General features: G+C 71.9%; 24 protein-coding genes. 16 read left to right on the forward strand and 8 right to left on the reverse strand.

Features of this window, described 5'->3' with window-relative positions:
• Positions 1–39: 39 nt before the first annotated feature.
• Positions 40–978, forward strand: coding sequence for a LacI family DNA-binding transcriptional regulator (locus tag C2L58_RS21055; RefSeq protein ID WP_103339303.1), 939 nt, complete (start codon positions 40–42; stop codon positions 976–978).
• 7 nt (positions 979–985) lie between these two features.
• On the opposite strand, the gene C2L58_RS21060 is transcribed toward C2L58_RS21055, so the two are convergent.
• Together C2L58_RS21060 and C2L58_RS21065 are read right to left on the reverse strand one after the other, a co-directional pair.
• Positions 986–1,597, reverse strand: a complete 612-nt coding sequence (locus C2L58_RS21060) for an HAD family acid phosphatase (RefSeq protein ID WP_103339304.1) — start codon at positions 1,595–1,597, stop codon at positions 986–988.
• Positions 1,598–1,721: 124 nt separating this feature from the next.
• Positions 1,722–2,303, reverse strand: coding sequence for a dihydrofolate reductase family protein (locus tag C2L58_RS21065; protein WP_103339305.1), 582 nt, complete (start codon positions 2,301–2,303; stop codon positions 1,722–1,724).
• Positions 2,304–2,405: 102 nt separating this feature from the next.
• Between C2L58_RS21065 and C2L58_RS21070 the strand changes: the two genes are divergently transcribed.
• The 4 genes from C2L58_RS21070 to C2L58_RS21085 all read left to right on the forward strand — a co-directional run bounded on the left by C2L58_RS21070 (position 2,406) and on the right by C2L58_RS21085 (position 7,316).
• Positions 2,406–3,413: a sigma-70 family RNA polymerase sigma factor gene (locus tag C2L58_RS21070; protein WP_103339306.1), complete on the forward strand. Its 1,008-nt coding sequence runs from the start codon at positions 2,406–2,408 to the stop codon at positions 3,411–3,413.
• 240 nt (positions 3,414–3,653) lie between these two features.
• Positions 3,654–5,015 (forward strand): beta-1,3-glucanase family protein, encoded by a 1,362-nt coding sequence (locus tag C2L58_RS51510; protein WP_103339307.1) that lies wholly within the window; start codon positions 3,654–3,656, stop codon positions 5,013–5,015.
• Between the two features lie 97 nt (positions 5,016–5,112).
• Positions 5,113–6,435 (forward strand): M20/M25/M40 family metallo-hydrolase, encoded by a 1,323-nt coding sequence (locus tag C2L58_RS21080; RefSeq protein ID WP_103339308.1) that lies wholly within the window; start codon positions 5,113–5,115, stop codon positions 6,433–6,435.
• Complete coding sequence (locus C2L58_RS21085) at positions 6,435–7,316, forward strand: alpha/beta fold hydrolase (protein ID WP_103339309.1); 882 nt, start codon at positions 6,435–6,437, stop codon at positions 7,314–7,316. The genes C2L58_RS21080 and C2L58_RS21085 overlap by 1 nt, the downstream gene beginning before the upstream one ends.
• Before the next feature lie 2 nt (positions 7,317–7,318).
• Here C2L58_RS21085 and C2L58_RS21090 read toward each other — a convergent pair whose 3' ends face one another.
• Positions 7,319–8,008 (reverse strand): methyltransferase domain-containing protein, encoded by a 690-nt coding sequence (locus C2L58_RS21090; protein ID WP_103339310.1) that lies wholly within the window; start codon positions 8,006–8,008, stop codon positions 7,319–7,321.
• On the opposite strand from C2L58_RS21090, the gene C2L58_RS21095 reads away from it, so the two are divergent.
• The 3 genes from C2L58_RS21095 to C2L58_RS21105 are packed head-to-tail and all read left to right on the forward strand — an operon-like array spanning position 7,992 to position 9,785.
• Positions 7,992–8,426: a MerR family transcriptional regulator gene (locus tag C2L58_RS21095; RefSeq protein WP_233225829.1), complete on the forward strand. Its 435-nt coding sequence runs from the start codon at positions 7,992–7,994 to the stop codon at positions 8,424–8,426. The genes C2L58_RS21090 and C2L58_RS21095 overlap by 17 nt on opposite strands.
• A 32-nt stretch (positions 8,427–8,458) precedes the next feature.
• Complete coding sequence (locus C2L58_RS21100) at positions 8,459–9,046, forward strand: ArsR/SmtB family transcription factor (protein WP_199191349.1); 588 nt, start codon at positions 8,459–8,461, stop codon at positions 9,044–9,046.
• 1 nt (position 9,047) lies between these two features.
• Positions 9,048–9,785: an SRPBCC family protein gene (locus C2L58_RS21105; RefSeq protein ID WP_103339311.1), complete on the forward strand. Its 738-nt coding sequence runs from the start codon at positions 9,048–9,050 to the stop codon at positions 9,783–9,785.
• Here C2L58_RS21105 and C2L58_RS21110 read toward each other — a convergent pair.
• From C2L58_RS21110 to C2L58_RS21120, 3 genes are all read right to left on the reverse strand, one after another.
• Positions 9,782–10,006, reverse strand: a complete 225-nt coding sequence (locus C2L58_RS21110; protein WP_004561940.1) for a DUF5703 family protein — start codon at positions 10,004–10,006, stop codon at positions 9,782–9,784. The genes C2L58_RS21105 and C2L58_RS21110 overlap by 4 nt on opposite strands.
• Positions 10,003–11,016, reverse strand: a complete 1,014-nt coding sequence (locus C2L58_RS21115) for a YncE family protein (protein ID WP_103339312.1) — start codon at positions 11,014–11,016, stop codon at positions 10,003–10,005. Before C2L58_RS21115 ends, C2L58_RS21110 begins: the two co-directional genes overlap by 4 nt.
• A 98-nt stretch (positions 11,017–11,114) precedes the next feature.
• Entirely contained in the window at positions 11,115–12,083 is a 969-nt protein-coding gene (locus C2L58_RS21120) for an aldo/keto reductase (RefSeq protein ID WP_199191350.1), read from the reverse strand.
• Positions 12,084–12,169: 86 nt separating this feature from the next.
• Here C2L58_RS21120 and C2L58_RS21125 point away from each other — a divergent pair, with 86 nt between their 5' ends.
• The 4 genes from C2L58_RS21125 to C2L58_RS21140 all read left to right on the forward strand — a co-directional run bounded on the left by C2L58_RS21125 (position 12,170) and on the right by C2L58_RS21140 (position 17,023).
• The gene (locus tag C2L58_RS21125; RefSeq protein WP_103339314.1) at positions 12,170–13,207 is read left to right on the forward strand and encodes an LLM class F420-dependent oxidoreductase; all 1,038 of its coding nucleotides are present in this window, start codon (positions 12,170–12,172) and stop codon (positions 13,205–13,207) included.
• A 1-nt stretch (position 13,208) separates the two neighbouring features.
• A complete protein-coding gene (locus C2L58_RS21130; RefSeq protein WP_103339315.1) occupies positions 13,209–14,051 on the forward strand; it encodes an undecaprenyl-diphosphate phosphatase in 843 nt (280 codons plus the stop codon).
• 116 nt (positions 14,052–14,167) lie between these two features.
• Positions 14,168–14,875, forward strand: coding sequence for a histidine phosphatase family protein (locus tag C2L58_RS21135; RefSeq protein ID WP_103339316.1), 708 nt, complete (start codon positions 14,168–14,170; stop codon positions 14,873–14,875).
• 93 nt (positions 14,876–14,968) lie between these two features.
• On the forward strand, positions 14,969–17,023 hold the full coding sequence (locus C2L58_RS21140; RefSeq protein ID WP_103339317.1) for a M3 family metallopeptidase: 2,055 nt from the start codon (positions 14,969–14,971) through the stop codon (positions 17,021–17,023).
• A gap of 225 nt (positions 17,024–17,248) precedes the next feature.
• Here the strand turns inward: C2L58_RS21140 and C2L58_RS21145 are convergent, their stop codons facing one another.
• Positions 17,249–18,235, reverse strand: coding sequence for a malate dehydrogenase (locus tag C2L58_RS21145; protein ID WP_103339318.1), 987 nt, complete (start codon positions 18,233–18,235; stop codon positions 17,249–17,251).
• Positions 18,236–18,360: 125 nt separating this feature from the next.
• The gene (locus C2L58_RS21150; protein WP_103339319.1) at positions 18,361–18,795 is read right to left on the reverse strand and encodes a MarR family winged helix-turn-helix transcriptional regulator; all 435 of its coding nucleotides are present in this window, start codon (positions 18,793–18,795) and stop codon (positions 18,361–18,363) included.
• Between the two features lie 94 nt (positions 18,796–18,889).
• On the opposite strand from C2L58_RS21150, the gene C2L58_RS21155 reads away from it, so the two are divergent.
• The 4 genes from C2L58_RS21155 (at position 18,890) to C2L58_RS21170 (ending at position 21,638) form a co-directional block, all read left to right on the forward strand.
• A complete protein-coding gene (locus C2L58_RS21155; protein ID WP_103339320.1) occupies positions 18,890–19,288 on the forward strand; it encodes a nuclear transport factor 2 family protein in 399 nt (132 codons plus the stop codon).
• Positions 19,285–19,650, forward strand: a complete 366-nt coding sequence (locus tag C2L58_RS21160) for a VOC family protein (RefSeq protein WP_103339321.1) — start codon at positions 19,285–19,287, stop codon at positions 19,648–19,650. The genes C2L58_RS21155 and C2L58_RS21160 overlap by 4 nt, the downstream gene beginning before the upstream one ends.
• A 2-nt stretch (positions 19,651–19,652) precedes the next feature.
• Positions 19,653–20,504 (forward strand): TIGR03560 family F420-dependent LLM class oxidoreductase, encoded by an 852-nt coding sequence (locus tag C2L58_RS21165; protein ID WP_103339322.1) that lies wholly within the window; start codon positions 19,653–19,655, stop codon positions 20,502–20,504.
• Between the two features lie 504 nt (positions 20,505–21,008).
• Positions 21,009–21,638: a DUF4360 domain-containing protein gene (locus C2L58_RS21170; protein ID WP_199191363.1), complete on the forward strand. Its 630-nt coding sequence runs from the start codon at positions 21,009–21,011 to the stop codon at positions 21,636–21,638.
• Positions 21,639–21,696 lie beyond the last annotated feature (58 nt).

A 21,696-nucleotide genomic window follows, 5' to 3' on the forward strand; every position in this document is an offset into this window, starting at 1 on the left:
GATCAGCTGATCAGCGGCGACCGGCGAGCGAGGTGCCCGATGGGCAGGGTGCGGCAGGCCGACATCGCGCGCGTGGCGGGGGTTTCCCAGGCGACGGTGTCGGTGGTGCTCGGCGGCAACCGCACGGGCGTCCGGCTGGCGGAGTCGACGCGGCTGCGGGTGCTGGAAACCGCCCGGCGGCTGGGTTACGCCGATCCGCTGGCGAAGCGGCCGGCGTGCCAGGACCTCATCGGGATCTGCGCCGCCACCCCGGTGTTCGAGGCGCACCAGGCGGTCCTGGCCGGTATCGCGGCGGAGGCGGCCGCGCTCGGCAAGGACCTGATCATGTTCGCCGCGGCGGGTCCCGCGCTCGTCCGCCGCACCCGGCTCGCCGACGGCTGCCTGTTCCTCGGGGGTCCCGTTCCCGAAGAGCTGCTCACCGCCGGCTTTCCGATCGTCCACATCGGACGTTGCGCCGAGCTCGGCGGCCGCGTCCCGTGTGTCGACGCCGACTACGCGCCGGCCTCGGCCGAGGTGGTCGCCCGGCTGGTGCGGGCGGGTCACCGGCGGATCCGCTACCTGCGCGAGCCGGCCGACACCCCGGCCGCGCGCGAACGCGAACGCGGGATCCGCGCCGAGGCCGGCGCGGTCGGCTTGGTGATCGCCGCCGACGGCACCGGCCTCGGCGCGGCGGCGATCCGCGGCTGGCTCGCCGAGGGCGTCACCGCGCTGGTGGTGGACGAGGCCGTCCTCGCCCCGGCGCAGCGGGCCTTGCGGGCGGCCGGAGTGACGGTGCCCGGCGACCTCTCCCTGGCGGTCCTGGGCCGCCCGCCGTCCGGGACGGCCGGCCCGGAGATCAGCGGCTTCGAGGTGCCACGGCGCGCGCTCGGGCGCGAGGCGGTGCGGCTGCTCGCGTCGGTGGTGGGCACGGGGGCAGGCGGGCATCGGCTGCTCGCCTGCCCGCCGGTGGCCGGGGAGACGATCGCTCCCGTCGCCTGAGCCGGGGTCAGGACAGGACGCCGTTGTAGTCGGGCAGCTTGAAGGTCCGCTCGGCGTGCCCGCCGTCGAGGTCGGTGCGGTTGTTGCCGATGTTCGCGACGATGGCGTACCCGGCCTGTTCGATGGCGGTCCGGGCCTGGGTCTTGTTGGCCTGGACCGGGTCGAAGTTGAACAGGGGTCGCAGGTACAGCCCGTCGATCGGGTAGCCGACCGCCTTCAGGTTGCCTTCCGTGGGCCACCGGAGGAGTTCGGTGCGGTCGCTGACGAAGAAGACCGCGGCCCCCTTGGACTGGGCGAGCTTGGCGAGCGCGAGGACCGGCTGCACCGCCGGGGTGGTGATCCCGCCGGAGTAGTAGGTCTCCAGGCTGGTGTTGTCGATGTCGAGCACGATCGCGGTCCGGCCGCCCGGGACGGCGAGCCGCTGGTCGAGGTAGCCGGCGGCCGGGGTGGTGACCGCGGTGACGTCCGCGATCCAGGTGGCGTAGGCGGGAGCGGCGGCCGAGACGGCGGCCGGCGCGGCCGCGGAACGGGCGTCGGCGGTGCCGGCGCTGCCGAGCAGCAGCAGGACGGAGGAGGCGACGCCGGCGACGGCGAGCCGCGCCTTCGAAGTGGACGACATGGCTGACAGTCCACCAGCCGGCCGCGGCGGAGCGTACCGGCAAGTAGCCGAATTTGTTTCATGTTCGGTTCGGGGCCGCCCGCGGTTCCCTCCTTGGTCCCGCGGCCGGCCCTTGCGCGGCGCGTCAGGGCCGGCCGAGTCCGTACGTCAGCAGGGTCAAGGCGGTCCCGACGGTGCGCGTGCCGATCAGCCGCGCCGGCTTGGCGCCGCTCGTCGCCGGGAAGAGCCGTTCGCCCGCGCCGGCCACGAACGGGTACGTCATCAGCCGCAGCTCGTCCGCGAGGTCGTGCTCGATCAGCGTGTGGACGAGCCGGCTGCTGCCGTACACGACGATTTCCCCGCTCACCTCCTCCTTCAGCTTCGCGACTTCTTTGACGACATCGCCGGCCAAGACGGTCGGCTCGCCCCAGCCCGCGTCTTCGACGGCGGACGAGGAGACGACGTACTTCGGCAGGCTCCGCAACCGGTCCGCCCACTCACCGGTGCGGGTCGCCCACCCCCGCCCGAGGAAGTACGCGTGCGTACGGCGGCCCATGAGCAGGGCGTCGGCGCCCAGGGCTTCCTCGTGTTCGACCCGGGCCCACGCGGTGCGGTCCGCATCGCTGATCCAGGTGAACCAGCTGCCGCGGCCGGACAACTCCTCGCCGGTGGGATCCTGGACGACTCCGTCGAGGGTTACGTTTTCGCTGATGATGAGTTTTCCCATGCCGGGGTCGACGCCGGGACACCGGGGAAGGGGGCGGCCGCCCCCTTCGCGCCGCCGCCGGCGTCCGTACCGGAGGGAACCGCGACCGGGGAAAGGCGGCGGATGGGAAACGAACTGATCGGCAGGGCGCGGGCGGGGGACGGCGAAGCGTTCCGGGCGCTGACCGAGCCGCACCGCCGCGAGCTGCAGGTGCACTGCTACCGGCTGCTCGGGTCGTTCCAGGACGCCGAGGACGCCCTGCAGGACACGCTGCTGTCCGCGTGGCGGGGCCTCGGCGGGTTCGACGGTCGCGCGTCGATCCGCACCTGGCTCTACCGGATCGCCACCAACCGGTGCCTCAGTGCGCTGCGCTCGGCGGCCCGGCGCCCGGTCAAGGCGTGGGACATCCCCGGCGTCGAACCACCCGAGCCGACGCGGCTCGGTGAAGTCGTGTGGCTCGAGCCGTTCCCCGACGCGCTCCTCGAAGGGGCCTTCGCCGCGCCGCTGGGTCCGGAGGCGCGGTACGAGCAGAGCGAATCCGTGTCGCTGGCGTTCGTGACCGCCCTTCAGGCGCTGCCGCCCCGCCAGCTGGCGGTCCTGGTGCTGCGCGACGTCCTGGGATTCCCGGCGGCCGAGGTCGCCGCGATGCTGGACACGACGGTCGATGCGGTCAAGAGCGCCCTCAAGCGGGCCCGGACCGGGCTGCGGCACCGCTCGCCCGGAGAACCGGCGCCCCCGCCCGGTTCACCCGCCGAGCAGGCGATCGTGGCGAACTTCGTGCGGGCTTGGGAAACCGCCGACATCGACGCGCTGGTGGCCCTTCTGACCGACGACGTGTTCGTGTCGATGCCGCCGCTGCCGCTCGAGTACGAGGGCCGGGACGTGGTGGGCCGGTTGTGCGCCGGCCTGTTCGGCGCCGGCCGCCGCTTCGACCTGGTCCCGACGCGGGCCAACGGCCAGCCGGCGTTCGGCGCCTACCTGCGCGGCCCCGCGGGCACCAGCCACGGAACCGGCCTGTACGTCCTCGCGGTGGCCGGTGACCGGATCTCGGCCATGACGAGGTTCGAAAACAGTGTGCTCCCGGTGTTCGGCCTGCCGCGGTCGCTGCCAAACCGGACCAGTTGCGTATAACGCCATATTCAGGTGAGCGGAGGTTGGTGCCACTGAGGCGTTCGGGGCGGAACCGGTTCCGAGGATCGCCCCATGGCCCCGGACTGTCAAGGGTTGACAGTCCGGGGGCGGTGGTATGAACCTTTTCATCGATCGTTCCAGCCGGCCCGCGAGGGCATCCGCCCGGCGCTCAGGGACGAGCCGGACCGCGCCGTCTCCCGACTGCGGTGGGTCCGTCCGTTTCCCGGCCAGGGAGGAACCATGCTCACCCACGCCCTGCCGCGGCGCAGCCGCCGCGGACCCGGCACCCGCTTGGCGACGTTGGCGGCGGCCCTCGCGGTCGCCGCGCTCGGCTTCGCCGTCCCCTCGGCGGCCGCCGCCGACGCGCTGATCTCGCAAGGGAAAGCCGTCACCGCGTCGTCGGTCGAGAACGCCGGCACCCCCGCGGCCGCCGCGGTGGACGGCAACACCGGCACCCGGTGGTCGTCGCAGTTCAGCGATCCACAGTGGATCCAGATCGACCTCGGCGGCGCGGCGACCGTCAGCCAGGTCGTGCTGCGCTGGGAGGCCGCTTACGCCACGGCCTACCAGATCCAGCTGTCGGACAACGGATCCAGCTGGTCCACTGTGTACCAGACGACTACGGGAACCGGCGGTACGCAGACGCTGAACGTGGCCGGCTCCGGGCGGTACGTGCGGTTGTCCGCGACCGCGCGGGCCACCCCCTACGGCGTCTCGCTGTGGGAGTTCCAGGTCTTCGGCACCGGCGGCGGGACCACACAGCCCGGAGCGGGTACGCCGCCCGACTCCTTCTGGGGCGACACCGCCACCATCCCGGCCGCGCGGAACGTGCTGACGGTCAAGGTGCTCAACCGGACGAACGGCAAGTACCCGGACAGCCAGGTGTACTGGAACTTCGGCGGCCAGACCCACTCGATCGCCGAGCAGCCCTACCTCGACATGCCGGCCAACTCGGCCGGGCGGATGTACTTCTACCTGGGTACGCCGAACGGCCAGTACGCCGACTTCATCGAGTTCACCGTCGGCCCGGACGTGTTCAACGGCAACACCACCCGGGTGGACGCGTTCGCGCTGAAGCTGGCCATGCGCCTGCACGCGCACGACGGCTACGACGTGCAGGTCGGCGACGCCTACGAGCTGTTCCAGGAGGACCGCTCGGCCACGTTCGCCCGGTTCCAGAGCGAGGTGCCGACCGAGTTCAAGGGCCTGGCGACGGTGAACGCTCCGTACCGGATCCCGGCCCCGGGCAGCGCCCCGGACTTCCGCACCGGCGGCAAGTACGCGAACTACTTCACCTCCTACGCTCAGTCGGTAGGGGTCAACGAGCCCACGTCGAACATCACCGGCTGCGCCGGATCGCTGGCCGGCAACCCCGACATGTGCGCGGCGCTGAACCGGCACACGGCCCACCTGCCGCAGTCGCAGTGGCAGGACCCCTCGCGGTACTACCAGGCGGCGCCGGCGAACTACTACGCGAAGTTCTGGCACGACCACGGCATCAACCACCTCGCCTACGGCTTCCCGTACGACGACGTGGCCGCCCAGTCCTCGTTCGTTTCGCACGGAGACCCGCAGTGGCTGGTGGTCGCCGTCGGCTGGTGACCAGGGCGAGGCCCGGCGGCGGCTCCGGTCAGGCCCGCAACGGTCCCAGCAGGCGCGCAGCCAGCACACCCGGCCATCCGGGTGATAGGAATGGCCGGTGACCGAACCGAACCTGATCGAAGCCGCCGCGGCCGAGGCCGTCACGCTGACCAGTGAGCTCATCCGCATCGACACGACCAACACCGGCGATCCCGACACGCTGGCCGGCGAGCGGGTGGCGGCGGAGTACGTGGCGGAGAAGCTGACCGACGCCGGCTACGAGATCACCTACGTCGAGTCGGGCGGGAAGAACCGGCACAACGTGATCGTCCGGCTCGAAGGCGCCGACCGGTCGCGGGGCGCGCTGCTCATCCACGGCCACCTCGACGCCGTGCCCGCCGATCCGTCGGAGTGGTCGGTCCACCCCTTCTCCGGGGCGATCCAGGACGACTACGTCTGGGGCCGCGGCGCGGTCGACATGAAGGACATGTGCGGGATGGCGCTCGCGCTGGCCCGGCACTACAAGCTGAACAACGTGGTGCCCCCGCGTGACCTGGTCTTCGCCTTCCTGGCCGACGAGGAGGCCGGGGGCAAGTACGGCGCCCAGTGGCTGGTGGAGAACCGGCCCGAGCTGTTCGAGGGCGTCACCGAGGCGATCAGCGAGGTCGGCGGCTTCTCCATCACGCTCAAGGACGACGTCCGGGCGTACCTCATCGAGACGGCGGAGAAGGGCATCCGCTGGATGAAGCTGCGCGTGCGCGGCACCGCCGGGCACGGGTCGATGATCCACCGCGACAACGCGGTCACGAAGCTGGCCGAAGCCGTGGCGAAGCTCGGCAACCACCGGTTCCCGCTCGTGCTGACCGACTCGGTGAAGGAGTTCCTCGCCGGTGTCACCGAGATCACCGGCTGGGACTTCCCCGAGGACGACCTGGAGGGCTCGGTCGCCAAGCTGGGCAACATCTCCCGGATGATCGGCGCGACCCTGCGCGACACCGCCAACCCGACCATGCTCACCGCCGGGTACAAGTCGAACGTCATCCCGTCGGTCGCCGAGGCGGCGGTCGACTGCCGGATCCTGCCCGGCCGCCTGGAGGCCTTCGACCGCGAGCTCGACGAGCTGCTCGGCCCGGACATCGAGAAGGAGTGGATGGAGCTCCCGCCGGTCGAGACGACCTTCGACGGCGCGCTCGTGGACGCCATGACCGCCGCGGTCCTGGCCGAAGACCCGGGCGCGAAGACGCTGCCCTACATGCTGTCCGGCGGCACCGACGCGAAGTCGTTCCAGGAGCTGGGCATCCGCAACTTCGGCTTCGCGCCGCTCAAGCTGCCCGCGGACCTCGACTTCTCGGCGCTGTTCCACGGCGTCGACGAGCGGGTCCCGGTCGAGGCGCTGAAGTTCGGCACCCGCGTGCTGGACCGGTTCCTGCGCACGTCCTGATGACCGGGTTCGCGCTCGCCGACGGCACGCCCCTGCAGGTGATCCGCAGGGGCGACCCGGCCGCGCCGGTGACCGTGGTGTTCGTCCACGGCTACGCGCTCGACCAGCGCAGCTGGGGCCGGATCGCGCCGCTGGTGCCGGACGCCGCCGGCGGGCCGGTGGCGGTGCTGACCTACGACCAGCGCGGGCACGGCGGCTCGGGGCGGGCGCGGCGCGGGACGGCGACCATGGCGCAGCTCGGCGACGACCTCGCCGAGCTGCTGGCGCGCGAGGTCCCCGAGGGCCGGGTCGTGCTGGTCGGCCACGACATGGGCGGCCTGGCCGTCATGTCGCTGTCGCAGCGGCACCCCGACCTGTTCGCCGCGCGGGTGGCGGGGCTGGTGCTGCTGGCGACGTCGTCGGGCACGCTCGCCGCGGAGGTGTCGGCGACCTGGCCGAACGCGCTGGGGAAGCTGGCCCGCGACCTCGAGGCGGTGCTCGGCTCGAAGCTGTTCGGCGTCGTGCGGGAGCACACCAGCCGGGCGGTCAGCGCCGGGCTGCGCTGGTGGCTGTTCGGCGACGACCCGGACCCGGACCTGGTCGAACTGACCGTGAAGATGATCCGCGGCAACTGGCCCCACACCGTGTCCGTGTTCCGCCCCGCCATGGACGCCTACGCGCGCGAAGCGGCGTTGGCCCAGGTCGCCGACCTGCCGGTGACGGCGATCGTGGGGGAGCGGGACCGGATCGTCCGCGCGTCCGATGTGGAGCAGTGGGTCCGCGGCCTCGGCAACGGCACCGCCGTGGTGCTGCCCGGGGTGGGGCACGTCGTGCCGCTGGAGGCCGCGGCCCAGGTGCTGCCGCGGATCGTTGCGCTGGTCAACGCGAGCCAGCGGAGCTGAGCTCACCCGGCGCGGGTGCCCGCGGCGAGGAAGATCGGCACGGCGACGAACAGCCGGTCGTCGCGGGCCCGGGCGGCCTGCTCGGCCAGCCAGGTCCCGTCGCCGCCGAGGTTGGCGAGCACCGGCAAGGCCCCGGCGTCGGTCCACACGAGCGCGTGGACCTCGACGGTGACGTCGGTGAACCCGTGGTCCAGCAAGAGGTTCCGGTACCGCCGCGCGATCCGGGGGTGGGGCATGCCGTCCGCGCGCGTGTGGACGATCGAGCGGGTGCGTACGGGATCGTCGGAGTCGATCACGATGGTGTCCCAGTCCTGGCCGGTGAGCACCGCGCGCCCGCCCGGGGCCAGGACGCGCCGGGCCTCGGCGACGGCGAGCGCGGGTTCGGGCAGGACGTGCAGGACCTTGTCGGCGCGGTAGCCGGTGACCGAGCCGTCGCCGAGGGGTAAGGCGGCAGCGTCGGCGACGTGGAACTCGCCGGCGGGCCAGCGGGCGGTGGCCGTCTCGATCATGGCCGGGTCGGCGTCGACGCCGATGGCCCGCGCCCCGCGGGCGGCCAGCTCGCCGACGGCCCGGCCGCTGCCGCAGCCGACGTCGACCACGGCGTCGCCGAGGCCTCGGTAGGTGCGTTCCCGCAGGGCCACGGCTCGCGGGCGGTCGTCGAGGGCGTCGAGGAGCGTGAGCAACGTGGACATGGGGCTCATCCTGCGACTTAATGCCGGGATGAAGTCAATCGGCGAAGTGGCGGCCCGGTTCGGGCTGCCCGCTCACGTGCTGCGCTACTGGGAGGCGGAAGGGCTGCTGGCCCCAGCCCGGGTGGGGCCTCGGCGTCGCTACAGCGAGGCGGATCTGCACCGGGTGGCCGCCATTCTGGTCGCGAAGGAGGCCGGGTTCGAGCTCGCGGCCATCCGGACGATGCTGACCGCGCGGTCCGCGGCGGACCGCGCGGCGATGGCGGCCCGGCAGCGCGAGCGGCTGCGGACCCGGATCGCCCGGGCGCAGGCCGCGCTCGAGCTCCTGGACGGCGATTGCCCGCACGACGACCTGATGACGTGCCCGCACTTCCAGGATCTGCTTACCGAACGGCTCGACCGACAAGAAGCGAGTTCTTGACAACTTCTCTGTTCGGCCGGGATGCTGGGCCCATGTTTCCCGTGGCGGTGATCGAAGACGCGGCGGCGGCCGAGGTGTCGCTGGACCCGGTCCGCGCGCGGCTGCTGGCCGAACTGGCCGAGCCGGCATCGGCGACGATGCTCTCCTCCCGCGTCGGCCTGCCGCGCCAGAAGGTCAACTACCACCTACGGGCGCTGGAGAAGCACGGCCTGGTGGAGCTGGTCGAAGAACGCCGCAAGGGCAACGTCACCGAGCGGATGATGCGGGCGACGGCGGCCTCGTACGTCATCTCGCCGACGGCGCTGGCCGCGGTCCAGCCGGACCCGGCCCGCTCACCCGACCGGCTCTCGGCGCGGTGGCTGCTCGCCGTCGCCGGCCGGCTGGTGCGTGACGTCGGCCTGCTGATCACCGGCGCGGCGAAGGCCCAGCAGCGCGTCGCGACCTTCGCGCTCGACGGCGAGGTGCGGTTCGCCTCCGCCGCCGACCGGGCCGCGTTCGCCGAGGAGCTCACGACCGCGGTCACGACGCTGGTGGGCAAGTACCACGACGAGACGGCCGAGAAGGGCCGCCCGCACCGGGTGGTCGTCGCCGTGCACCCGAGCGTCCCCGAGGAGTCCTGAGGTGGGACCCGAATTCGAACTGACCGACACCGCCGAGGTCGGCGCCACGCCCGAGCAGGTGTGGGCCGCCATCGCGACCGGTCCCGGCATCGACTCGTGGTTCATGGGCCGCAACGAGGTCCACGGCGGCCCCGGCGGCACGGTCCGCGGCGCCTTCGGCGGGTACGAGCCGGAGTACCGGATCCACGAGTGGGAGCCGCCCGCCAAGCTCGCCTACGGCAGCGGGACGGCGCCGGACGGACGGCGGATCGCCTACGAGTTCCTCGTCGAGGGCCGGGCCGGCGGCAGCTCGGTGATCCGGTGCGTCACCAGCGGTTTCCTGCCCGGCGACGATTGGGAGGACGAGTTCGAGGCGATGACCGCGGGCGGCGCGCTGTTCTTCCGCACCCTGGTCGAGTACGTCACGCGCTTCACCGGCCGCACGGCGGTGCCGGTGACGGCGTTCGGCCCGCCGGTGGGGGACTGGGACCAGGCGTGGGCGCGGCTGGGCACGGCCCTCGGCCTGCCGGCGCGACCCGCCGAAGGCGACCGCGTCCGGATCGAGCCGGGCGGCCGGGAGGGCGTCGTCTACCTCGTGAACGACCAGGCCGTCGGCGTGCGCACCGCGGAAGCGATGTACCGCTTCCTGCGCGGCTTCCACGGGCCGATGGTCGCCTCCCACCACGTCTTCACGCCGGGCACCGACCCCGGCTCCGAGGAGAAGGCCTGGGGCGAGTGGCTGAACCGGGTGTCCGGCTAGGTCGGCAGGGCGCCGGGCAGGCTCTGGGCCGTCTTCTTGCGGCGCAGCCAGACCCGGCGCGTCCCGTCGGCGTAGAGCCGCACGGTGCGCAGTTCCCAGCCCGCGAACTCCGCGTGGATGGAGAGCTGGATCGCCGCCGCACGCCGGGACACGCCCGGGGGGAGGTGCAGACGGCGATACTCCCAATCCCCTTCGACCACCGCCTCGCTGACCGCTGTCATGGCTGGATCACCTGGGTCCCTTCTCCGGCGGCCGAGCCGACGATCACCCGGCCGCTCTTCTCGTCCACCCCGACCGAGTCCGGCTGGCGCACGGTGGGGAACCGGTACTTCTCCACGGGCTCGCCCCCGCGGACGTCGAAGCCGGCCACTTCGTTGCGTTCGGTGAGCGTCACCCACGCCAGGCTGCGCGTCGCGTCGTACGCGATCCCGTACGCCCCGCCCGGCACCGGGAACCGCTGCTTCAGGATCAGCGGGCCCGCCGAGAACGCCAGCAGCGCCCCCGCCCGCGCGTCGGTCACCAGCACCCGCCCGTAGGAGTCCGCCACGGCGTTCGCGGCGCCATCGCCCGCCCGCAGGCCCTCGTCGACCTTCCCGCCCGCGACGTCGACCGAGAACACCGCCGTCCGCAGCCGGTCCAGCACCACCACGCCGTTCCCGGTGTCGACCACGTCGTCGGCGCTGTAGAGCTGCCCGCCGATCGTCCGCGCCGGACCCGCCGCCGGCAGCACCCGGATGTCCTTGCCCGCCCCCATCGCGACCAGCCGATCCGCCCCGAACGCGATGCTCGACGCCGGCTGCCCGCCCGTCTTCGTCCCGGTCAGCTTCCGGTCCGGCAACGTCAGCTGCTGCACCACACCCTGATCGGGCTCGGCGATCTCGACCCGCCCCGGCGCCACCGTCAGCCGCGAGACCTTGCCGTATAACGGCATATTCACCGGGGGTGACGCGAGCGCGTTCAAGTCGTACAGCTGCAACGCCGGCGGCGAGGAAACCGCGACGACGAGGGTCGAGTTCTTCGCGTCCACGGCGACGGCCGACACCGCGCCCGTCCCGAGCACCTGACCGGCGGGTTTCACGGTCACGGCGGGGGAGACGGCCGGGCGGGCGGCGGTCGGGTTCGCCACGATCTGCAGGTCGTCGGAGGTCGACTTGACCGACGAACAGCCCGAGAGCACGAGGGCACCGGCGAGCGGGAGCGCGATCCACGACACGGCGGCGAGCCGACGCACGTTGCGGCCTCCAGTTGTCCCTCGGCGGGCGGTCTTCACCAGCATGCTCCCTGATCGACGTGTCGTCACGTGCGTGTCACCGAACAGACACCTGGCGCTCACCGCGGCCAGCGTTCGGGGTAGCCGACCTCGATCGCGCTGACGTCGTCGAGCGCGGATCGGATGGCGGGCGGGAGGGTGATGCCCTCCGCCGTCAGCGAGCCGGTGAGCTGGCCGGTGTCGCGCGCGCCGACGACCGGGGCGACGACGCCGGGCCGGTCGCGGACCCAGGCCAGGGCGACGGCCAGCGGGGACGTGCCGAGCCCGTCGGCGGCGGTCGCGACGGCCTGCACGATCCGGGCGGCGCGGTCGGTGCGGTGGTGCTCGACGTAGCCGGCGTAGGCGCTGTTCGCGCCGCGCGAGTCGGCGGGCGTGCCGGTGCGGTACTTGCCGGTCAGCACGCCCCGGCCGAGCGGCGCCCAGGGCAGCAGCCCGATGCCGTGGTGCGCGGCCGCGGGCACGACCTCGCGGTCCACGCCGCGTTCCAGCAGCGAGTACTCGACCTGGGTGGAGACGATCGGCGCGAGGGCCGAGGCGCCCGCGGCGGCGGTGGCCAGCTGCCAGCCCGCGTAGTTCGAGACGCCGACGTAGCGAACCTTTCCGCTGGTCACGGCGTATTCGAGGGCGGCCAGCGTCTCGGCGAGCGGCGCGCAGTCGTCCCAGGCGTGCAGCTGCCACAGGTCGATGTGGTCGGTGCCGAGCCGCTTGAGCGAGCCGTCGAGCGCGGTGAGCAGCGCGCCGCGCGAGGCGCCGCCGCCGAACGGGCCGTCGTCGCGCCGGGCGACCGCCTTCGTGGCCAGGACGACGTCGTCGCGGGGCACGAGGTCGCCGAGCAGCGAGCCGAGCACTCGCTCGCTCTCGCCCTCGCCGTAGATGTCGGCCGTGTCCACCAGGGTGCCGCCGGCGTCGACGAAGGCGACCAGTTGGCTGGCCGCCTCCTCCGCGTCCGTGTCGCCACCCCAGGTCATGGTGCCGAGCGCCATACGGGAGACGCGCAGTCCCGAGCGGCCGAGCAGTCGCTTTTCCACGACCGCCGAGCCTAGTGGGCTGCCCCGTCCGGAGGAGACCAAGGTGAGTCGTGTCGCGATCATGGCCCCCGTTAGGGTCTGGCCCCGTGCGACTCGGACTGAACCTCGGCTACTGGGGATCGGGGAACGACCCCGCGAACCTGGCCCTGGCGAAACACGCGGAGGACCTCGGGTACGCGGTCGTGTGGGCCGCGGAGGCCTACGGCTCGGACGCGGTGACCGTGCTCTCGTGGATCGCGGCGCGGACGTCGCGGATCGACGTCGGGGCCGCCGTGCTGCAGATCCCGGCCCGCACCCCGGCGATGACGGCGATGACCGCCGAGACCCTCGACACGCTCTCGGGCGGCCGGTTCCGGCTCGGGCTGGGCGTGTCCGGCCCGCAGGTGTCCGAGGGCTGGCACGGCGTCCGCTTCACCTCGCCGGTGGGCCGCACCCGGGAGTACGCCGGGATCGTGCGGACGGCGCTGCGGCGGGAGCGCCTGAGGTTCGAGGGGGAGCACTTCACGCTGCCGCTGCCGGACGGGCCGGGGAAGGCCCTGCGGCTGACCGTCCGCCCGGCCCGCAAGCACATCCCGCTCTACCTGGCCGCGATCGGCCCGAAGAACCTGGAGCTGGCCGGGGAGATCGCCGACGGCTGGCTGCCGGTGTTCTTCTCGCCGGCGCACGCGGGGGAGCAGCTGGCCCACGTCCGCGCCGGGGCCGAGCGGGCCGGGCGGACCCTGGACGGCTTCGACGTCGTGCCGTCGGTGCCGCTGGTGCCCGGCGACGACTGGCGGACCTGCGCGGACGCCGTGCGCGGCTACGCGGCCCTTTACCTCGGCGGGATGGGGAGCAAGGAGAAGAACTTCTACAACCGGCTGGCGTGCCGGATGGGATTCGCGGCCGAGGCCGCCGAAGTGCAGGAGAAGTACCTGGCGGGCGACCGGGCCGGGGCGATGGCGGCGGTGCCGCCGGAGTTCCTCGACGCGACGTCGCTGCTGGGTCCGAAGGAACGGATCGCGGAGAAGATGACGGAATACGCCGAAGCCGGCGTGACGACCCTGTCGGTGTCGCCCTACACGCCGGAGCCGGCCGAGGCGCTGCGCACCGCCGCCGAGGCGCTCGAGCTGGCGGGGGTGGCCTGACGTGGGGTGGTTCGAAGCACTCGTCCTGGGCCTGGTCCAGGGCCTGACGGAGTTCCTGCCGATCTCGTCGAGCGCGCACCTGCGGATCGTCGCGGCGCTGGCGGGCTGGGACGACCCGGGCGCGGCGTTCACCGCGGTCACCCAGATCGGCACCGAGCTGGCGGTGATCATCTACTTCGGGCCGAAGATCGGGAAGATCCTGCGGGCCTGGTTCTTCTCGCTGTACAAGGCGGAGTGGCGCCGCGACCCGGACGCCCGGCTGGGCTGGCTGATCATCGTCGGCTCGCTGCCGATCGTGGTGCTCGGGCTGCTGCTGCAGGACCAGATCGACAGCGCGTTCCGCGACCTGCGGATCACCGCGACCGTGCTGATCGTGTTCGGCGTGATCCTGCTGATCGCCGACCGGATCGGGAAGCAGGACCGCACGCTGGACGACCTGACCGTGCCGCACGGCCTGGGCTTCGGCTTCGCGCAGGCGCTGGCCCTCATCCCGGGCGTGTCCCGCTCGGGCGGCACGACGAGCGCGGGCCTGCTGCTGGGCTACACGCGGGCGGAGGCGGCGGAGTACTCGTTCCTGCTGGCGCTGCCGGCGGTGTTCGGCTCGGGGGTGTACAAGCTCAAGGACATCGGCTCGGGCGACGTGCCGGCCCAGTGGGGCCCGACGATCCTGGCCACGCTGGTCGCCTTCGGCGTCGGTTACCTCGTGATCGCCTGGCTGATGGCCTACATCAAGAAGCGCAGCTTCGTGCCGTTCGTGGTCTACCGGCTGGTGCTCGGCGTGCTGCTGTACGTGCTGATCTTCAGCGGCGTCCTGGACCCGAACGCCGGGCCCGTCGGGCACTGATCCGAGGGCTGCCGCAGCTTGTCGTGAGTGGTAATGAGGGTTAGAACCCTCGTTACCACTCACGACCCGTGCGGTAGGGCGGGACCGGGTGATCGCGTCCACGTAGGGTGGGTCCCGTGAGTACGGTCATTCTGCTCCGGCACGGCAAGTCCACCGCCAACGGCGCCGGCATCCTGGCCGGGCGGTCTCCGAAGGTCAGCCTCGACGACACCGGACGTGCCCAGGCGGAGAAGCTCGTCGAACGCCTCGGCGGCGTGCCGCTGGCCGGGCTCGTGGTTTCGCCCCTGCTGCGGTGCAAGCAGACGGTCGGCCCGCTCGCGGCCGCCCGGGACCTCGAGAAGACCGTCGAGCCCGGGCTGTCCGAAGTGGACTACGGCGACTGGACCGGCAAGGAGCTCAAGCACCTCGCGAAGGAGCCGCTCTGGCGGGTCGTGCAGGCCCACCCCTCGGCGGCGGTGTTCCCCGGCGGCGAGGGCCTCGCCCAGATGCAGGCGCGGTCGGTGGCCGCCGTCCGCGCCCACGACCGGCGGATCGCCGCCGAGCACGGCGACCACGCGGTCTGGCTGCTGTGCAGCCACGGCGACGTGATCAAGGCCGTCCTGGCCGATGCGCTCGGCCAGCACCTCGACGCCTTCCAGCGGATCGTCGTCGACCCGGCGTCGATCTCCGTCGTGCGCTACACCGAGACGCGGCCGTTCGTCATGCGGGTCAACGACCACGGCGGCGACCTGCGCGGCATCGTGCCGCCGGAACCGAAGCCGAAACGGGGCAAGAAAGCCGCGTCGAGCAGCGATGCCGTGGTGGGCGGTACCACGGGCCGGTGACCCCGGCCACCTCCGGAAAGCGCTGACATCGGTACCGGGGGACCCCGTAGGGTGGCGGGACCGAGTGTTCGTCCCCGACCAGGAGCCTGCCCGATGATTTCGCCGGACAATCCGTTCGCCGCACCCAGCGAGCTGCCCTACGCCCTGCCGCCCTTCGACCGGATTTCCGACGAGCACTACCGGCCCGCGTTCGAGGCCGGGCTGGCCGAGCACGCGGCGGAGATCGAGCAGATCGCGGCCCAGGACGCCGAGCCGACGTTCGAGAACACCGTCTTGGCCCTCGAGCACGCCGGTGAACTGCTGGGCCGCGTGGCGAGCGTGTTCTACAACCTGTCCGGCTCCAACAGCACCGACGAGATCCAGGCCATCCAGGCGGAGTTCGCGCCCAAGCTGGCCGCCCACCACGACGCGATCCACCTGAACCCGCAGCTGTTCGCCCGGATCGACGCGCTCCACACCCGTCGTGACGAGCTCGGCCTCGACGAAGAGTCGCTGCGGCTGCTGGAACGGCGGCACACCGACTTCAGCCGGGCGGGTGCCGGCCTCGGCCCGGCCGAGCAGGCCCGGCTGCGCGAGCTCAACGAGCAGCTGTCCACCCTGCAGACGACGTTCCAGCAGAACCTGCTCAAGGACACCAACGAGCTGGCCGTCGTCATCGCCGACCGCGCCGAGCTCGACGGCTTCGGCGAAGGCGCGATCGCCACGGCGGCCGAAGCGGCGTCCGCGCGCGGCGAAGAGGGCAAGTACGTGCTCACGCTGAGCCTGCCCACCAGCCAGGCGTCACCGCTGGAAACCCTGCGCAACCGCGACGTCCGCGAGCGCATCCACAGCGCGTCGATGGCACGCGGCAACCGCGGCAACGCCTGCGACAACAACGCGGTCGTCGCCGAAATCGTCCGCCTGCGCGCGGAACGGGCCGTACTGCTCGGCTACCCGGACCACGCCGCGTACGTCATCGCGGACGAGACGGCGAAGACGGCCGAAGCCGCGGCGGGGCTGCTGGAGCGGCTGGCACCCGCGGCGGTCGCGAACGCCCGCGCCGAAGCCGCCGAGCTCCAGCAGCTGCTGGAAGCCGATGTGCCCGGCGCGAAACTGCGGCCGTCGGACTGGCCGTTCTACGCCGCCCAGGTCCGCCGCGAGCGCTTCGAGGTCGACACCGAGGCACTCCGGCCGTACTTCGAGGCCGACCGCGTGTACCTCGACGGCGTCTTCCACGCCGCGACCCAGCTGTACGGCCTGACCTTCACCGAGCGGGACGACCTGCCCAAGTACCACCCGGAGGTCCGGACCTTCGAGGTCTTCGACGCCGACGGCACCCCGCTCGGCCTGTACCTGCTCGACCTGTACACCCGCGACGCCAAGCGCGGCGGCGCCTGGATGAACACCTTCGTCGACCAGTCCGAGCTGCTCGGCCGCAAAACCGTCGTGGTCAACGTCCTCAACGTGAACAAGCCGCCCGCGGGGGAGCCGACCCTACTCACCTTCGACGAGGTCGTCACCGCGTTCCACGAGTTCGGCCACGCCCTCCACGCGCTGGTCTCCGCGGTCCGCTACCCGACCTTCTCCGGCACCAACGTGCCCCGCGACTTCGTCGAATACCCCTCCCAGGTCAACGAGATGTGGATGCTGTGGCCGGAAGTGCTGGCCCACTACGCGAAGCACCACGAGACGGGGGAGGCCCTCCCGCAGGAGCAGGTCGAGAAGCTGCTCGCCGCCCAGCAGTACGGCGAAGGGTTCTCCACCACCGAGTACCTCGCGGCCTCCCTGCTCGACCAGGCGTGGCACGGACTCGGCGTCGACGACCACGTCGGGGAGGTGCAGTCGTTCGAAGCGGAGGCGCTCGTGAAAGCCGGCGTGGCCGTCGACGCGATCCCGCCGCGCTACCGCACCACCTACTTCGCCCACATCTTCAGCGGCGGCTACAGCGCCGGGTACTACTCCTACATCTGGAGCGAAGTCCTCGACGCCGACACCGTCCAATGGTTCCGCGAAAACGGGGGACTGACCCGCGAGAACGGCGACCACTTCCGCCGCACCCTCCTCGGCCGGGGCGGCAGCATCGACCCGATGGACGCGTTCCGCGCCTTCCGAGGCCGCGACCCCGAGATCGAGCCGCTCCTGGCCCGCCGAGGTCTCGGTGGCGTCTGATCTCTCTCCTGTATAACGACCTATACGGCGGGGTTGGTTGGAAAACCAACCCCGCCGTACGCAAAAAATACGGCAAAGACGGGGCGAGCTAGGCCGTGACGGCTCGCGCGCCCGCGACGATGCGGTCGCGCAGGAGCTGTTGGCAGCCGACGTTAGGGTGCGGTGTTCGCGGACGCGAAAGGGCCGCCGTCCACTGCGGACGGCGGCCCTTCGTGGTGGGTGGGCTCAGATGAGGCCGAGCTTGGCCACGGTGTCGCGTTCCTCGACGAGTTCCGCGACGGAGGCGTCGATGCGGGCGCGGGAGAAGTCGTCGATCTCGAGGCCCTGGACGATCTTGTACTGGCCGTTCTCGGCGGTGACCGGGAAGGACGAGATGAGGCCCTCGGGGACGCCGTAGGAGCCGTCGGAGGCGACGGCGGCGGAGGTCCAGTCGCCGGCGGGGGTGCCGTTGACCCAGGTGTGGACGTGGTCGATGGCGGCCGAGGCGGCGGAGGCGGCGGAGGAGAGGCCGCGGGCTTCGATGATCGCCGCGCCGCGCTTGGCGACGGTGGGGATGAAGTCGTTCTCCAGCCAGGCCTGGTCGACGGCGTCGGCGATGCTCTTGCCGCCGAATTCGGCGTGCTGGACCGAGGGGTACTGGGTGGCGGAGTGGTTGCCCCAGATGGCGACCTTCTGGAGTTCGGTCACCGGGACGCCGAGCTTCTTGGCGAGCTGGGCGAGGGCGCGGTTGTGGTCGAGGCGGGTCATCGCGGTGAAGCGCTCGGCGGGTACGTCGGGGGCGTGCGAGCGGGCGATGAGGGCGTTGGTGTTGGCGGGGTTGCCGACGACGAGGACCTTGATGTCGTCGGCGGCGCCGGCGTTGATGGCTTCGCCCTGGGGCTTGAAGATGCCGCCGTTGGCTTCGAGGAGGTCGCCGCGCTCCATGCCCTTGCTGCGGGGGCGGGCGCCGACGAGGAGGGCGATGTTGGTGCCTTCGAAGGCCTGCTTGGGGTCGTCGAAGATGTCGGTGCCGGCGAGGAGGGGGAACGCGCCGTCTTCGAGTTCCATCGCGGTGCCCTCGGCCGCCTTGACCGCCTGCGGGATTTCGAGCAGCCGCAGCTTCACCGGGACGTCCTGGCCGAGGAGCTGACCGGACGCGATGCGGAAGAGCAGCGCGTAGCCGATCTGGCCGGCGGCGCCGGTGACGGTCACGTTGACTGGGGCTTGGGTCATTGCGGTTCTCCAGCTTGAGACGACTTTGGCTAGTGCTGTGGAGCCTATCCCTCCCAGGCGTTGCCGGTCGGGTGCGTCCGGTCACGCTCGTGAGTGGTAAGGCGGGTTCTAACCCGCTTTACCACTCACGAGGCGTCGGTGACGTTGTGGGCGAGGCGGGTGAGGAGGTCGGCGAGCTGGGCGATTTCGGTGTCGGTGAGGCCTTTTCGCATGCGTTCGTCGTGGGCGATCGCCGCTGAGGCGAGCCGCAGGAAGAGCTGTTCGCCCTCTGCGGTGAGCGTCACCAGGTGGACGCGGCGGTTTTCGGGGTCGCGGCGGCGGGTGACGAGGCCGGCGGTTTCCATGCCGTTGAGGTGGTGGGTGAGGGTGGCGCCTTGGATGCCGACGGCGTCGGCGAGTTCGCGCTGGTTGGCGGCGGGGGTGGTTTTGAGGGAGATGAGGATCTGCCAGATGGGCTGGGAGCCGCCGGCGGCGGCGAGGGCGTGGTCGAAGGCGCGGGCGGCGGTTTTGGCGGTGCGGGCGAGGACGACGCCGATGGGGGCGGTGGCGGGTTTGGGCACGGCGGAACCCTAGCGCAGATGCCGAGAAGTCTAAGCGTTTGACATCTAATGGTTAGACTTCTAACGTTGAGGCATCGAACGGAAGGGGAACGCGATGAGCACCGAAGAGCAGGTCCGCGAGTTCGGCCGGGTATGGGCCACCGCGGAGGAACGCGGCGACACCGAGGCACTGGCCGCGTTGGCCACCGACGGGTTCCGCCTGGTCGGGCCGCTGGGGTTCGTGCTGGACCGGGACCAGTGGCTGGCGCGCTACGACGGCGGCGAGCTGGTCACCGAGAAGCTGGGGTGGACCGAGGTCGAGGTCCGCGACTTCGGCGGCACCGCGATCGCGATCGGCGTGCACGAGCAGGTCGCCACGCACCGGGGGAACCCGGTGAACGGCCGCTTCCGCGCCACGCACGTGCTGGTCCGCGAGGACGACCGCTGGCGGCTGGCGGGAATCCACCTGAGCCCGATCGGTGCGCCGTTCGTCCCCGGCGGTGACCGGCGATGAGCGTCGAGCTGAACCACACCATCGTGTGTGCCACCGATCGCGAGAGGTCGGCAGAGTTCCTGGCCGGGATCCTGGGCCTGCGGACCGATCCGGTGGCCGGGCCCTTCGTGCCGGTGCGGCTGGCGAACGGCGTCACGCTGGACTATCTGCAGGTGGACCGCGTCACGAGCCAGCACTACGCGTTCCTGGTCGGCGAAGACGACTTCGACGCGGCGATGGCGCGGATCGCAGCGTCGGGCGTCGGCTATTGGGCGGACCCGTTCCACGAACGGCCCGGAGAGGTCAACGGTCTGAACGGCGGACGCGGGGTCTACTTCGACGATCCCGACGGCCACAACCTGGAACTGCTGACGAGGGGGTAGCCGTGCGCTTGAGCATCGGGGTCACCGACTTCTCGTGGCCGGACAAGTCGACCGAGGAGCTCGCCGCGGTCGCGGTGGCGGCCGAGGACGCCGGGCTGGACACGGTGTGGGTCGCCGACCACCTGCTGCAGGCCGACCCGCACAGCACCGCGGACTCGCCCATGCTGGAGGCCTACACGACGCTGGGTTTCCTCGCCGGGCGGACCGCCCGGATCGGGCTCGGGACGATGGTTTCGGCGGTCACGTTCCGGCCGCCGGCGCTGCTGGTCAAGGCCGTCACCACGCTGGACGTGCTGTCCGGTGGGCGCGCCCGGTTCGGCATCGGTGCCGGGCACCACGACGGCGAGGCGCGGGCGATGGGCCTGCCGTTCCCGCCGGCGGGCGAGCGGCTGGCGCGGGTGGAGGAGACCGTGCGGCTGGCGCTGCGGATGTGGGCGGGCGACGAGTCGCCGTTCGAAGGCGAGCACTACCGGCTCGAGCGTCCGATCGGGAGTCCGCGGCCGGTGCGGCGGCCGCCGATCCTCGTCGGTGGCGCGGGTGAGCGGCGGACGCTGCGGCTGGTCGCCCGGTACGCCGACGCGTGCAACGTGTTCGACATCCCGGACGGTGGGCGGACGGTGCGCCACAAGCTCGGCGTCCTGGCGCGGCACTGCGAAGAGGTGGGGCGGCCGTACGACGCCATCGAGAAGACGATCAGCACCCGGCTGGCCCCCGGGGAGCCGGCGGAGTCGTTCGCGCGGCGGTGCGAGGAGTTTGCCGGGTGGGGTATCGACCACGCGGTGGTGATCACGGCCGGTCCGTGGCCGGTGGCGGGGGTCGAGACGCTGGGGCGGGTGGCCGCCCTGCTCGGCTGAGCCGGGCGGCGGCCGTAGCGCGGACCGCTCGATCGCGGGTGGCGATTCGCGGCGCGGGGCGGGAATGTGCTCGTGGACGGCGCTGCCGGCCGGTCGATCGTGCGACTGGTCCGCAACCGGCTTCAGGTCCGGCACCCACGCCCGCTGTGAAGAGGTTCCCGCCGTCGGCGGCGGAGGCTCGACGATCGCCCGGATCCTCCGGTCCGCGGCCGGTGGCGGGCGTCGAAACGCCGGGCGGGCGGCGGCGTTGATCGGCCGAGCCGGACGTCACGCGGGTGATCGTGGGCGGCGGCCGGGGGAGCGGGGGCGCGAAATCGTTTTCTCCGTGCATTTATTCGCGGCGGCCGGAATGGGCTTTGCGAAAATTGTCGAAACGTGAGCAATGCCGCTTGGCGGGACGAGACGTGCAGCGTTGCTCCGTTCAGCGGGGTTTGCTTCCATGATCCTTTCGATACCATGGTCGGCGCCCCCGTCCCCAATTTGAATGTATTGGGAAGGATTCCGATGCTGTCTGCGGTCGTTGCTGCCGTAATGGCGCTGTCCTCAGTGGTCACCCCGCATTCGTGGAACACCCCTCCGCCGCCCGACAAAATCGTCATCGACGTCGTCAACGCCATCGGCACCGGCTGCCCGACCGGCACGTCCGCGGTGGCCGTCTCGCAGGACAATACGGCGTTCACCGTGACCTACAGCGCCTACACGGCGTTGGTCGGGGTCGGCGCCGGGCCGCTGGACGCCCGGAAGAACTGCCAGATCGGCCTGCGGGTGCACGTGCCGCAGGGGTTCACCTACGGAATCGCGCAGGCCGACTACCGCGGATTCGCGCACCTGGAACGTGGTGCGACGGGCCTGGAAAGAGCGAACTACTATTTCCAGGGCAATTCTCCGACGGCGTACGTTCAGCACCCGCTGACCGGGCCTTTCGAGGACGACTGGCATTTCACCGATTCCACGGAGGTGGGCGCGATCGTGTTCAAGCCGTGTGGTGAGGAACGCAACCTGAACATCAACACAGAATTGCGGTCCGCGGTCGGCACGTCGGATCCGAAGAAGACGACGAGCTACGTCACGATGGACTCGACCGACGGCAGCATCACCACCACCTACCACTTCGCGTGGCTGACCTGCCCGTGATCGGCTCCGGGTGACCGGAGGTGGAGAGGGGCGGCGCGGCCGGAAAGCTGCGCCGCCC

This window comes from Amycolatopsis sp. CA-126428 (assembly GCF_002904335.1).
GTDB lineage: Bacteria > Actinomycetota > Actinomycetes > Mycobacteriales > Pseudonocardiaceae > Amycolatopsis.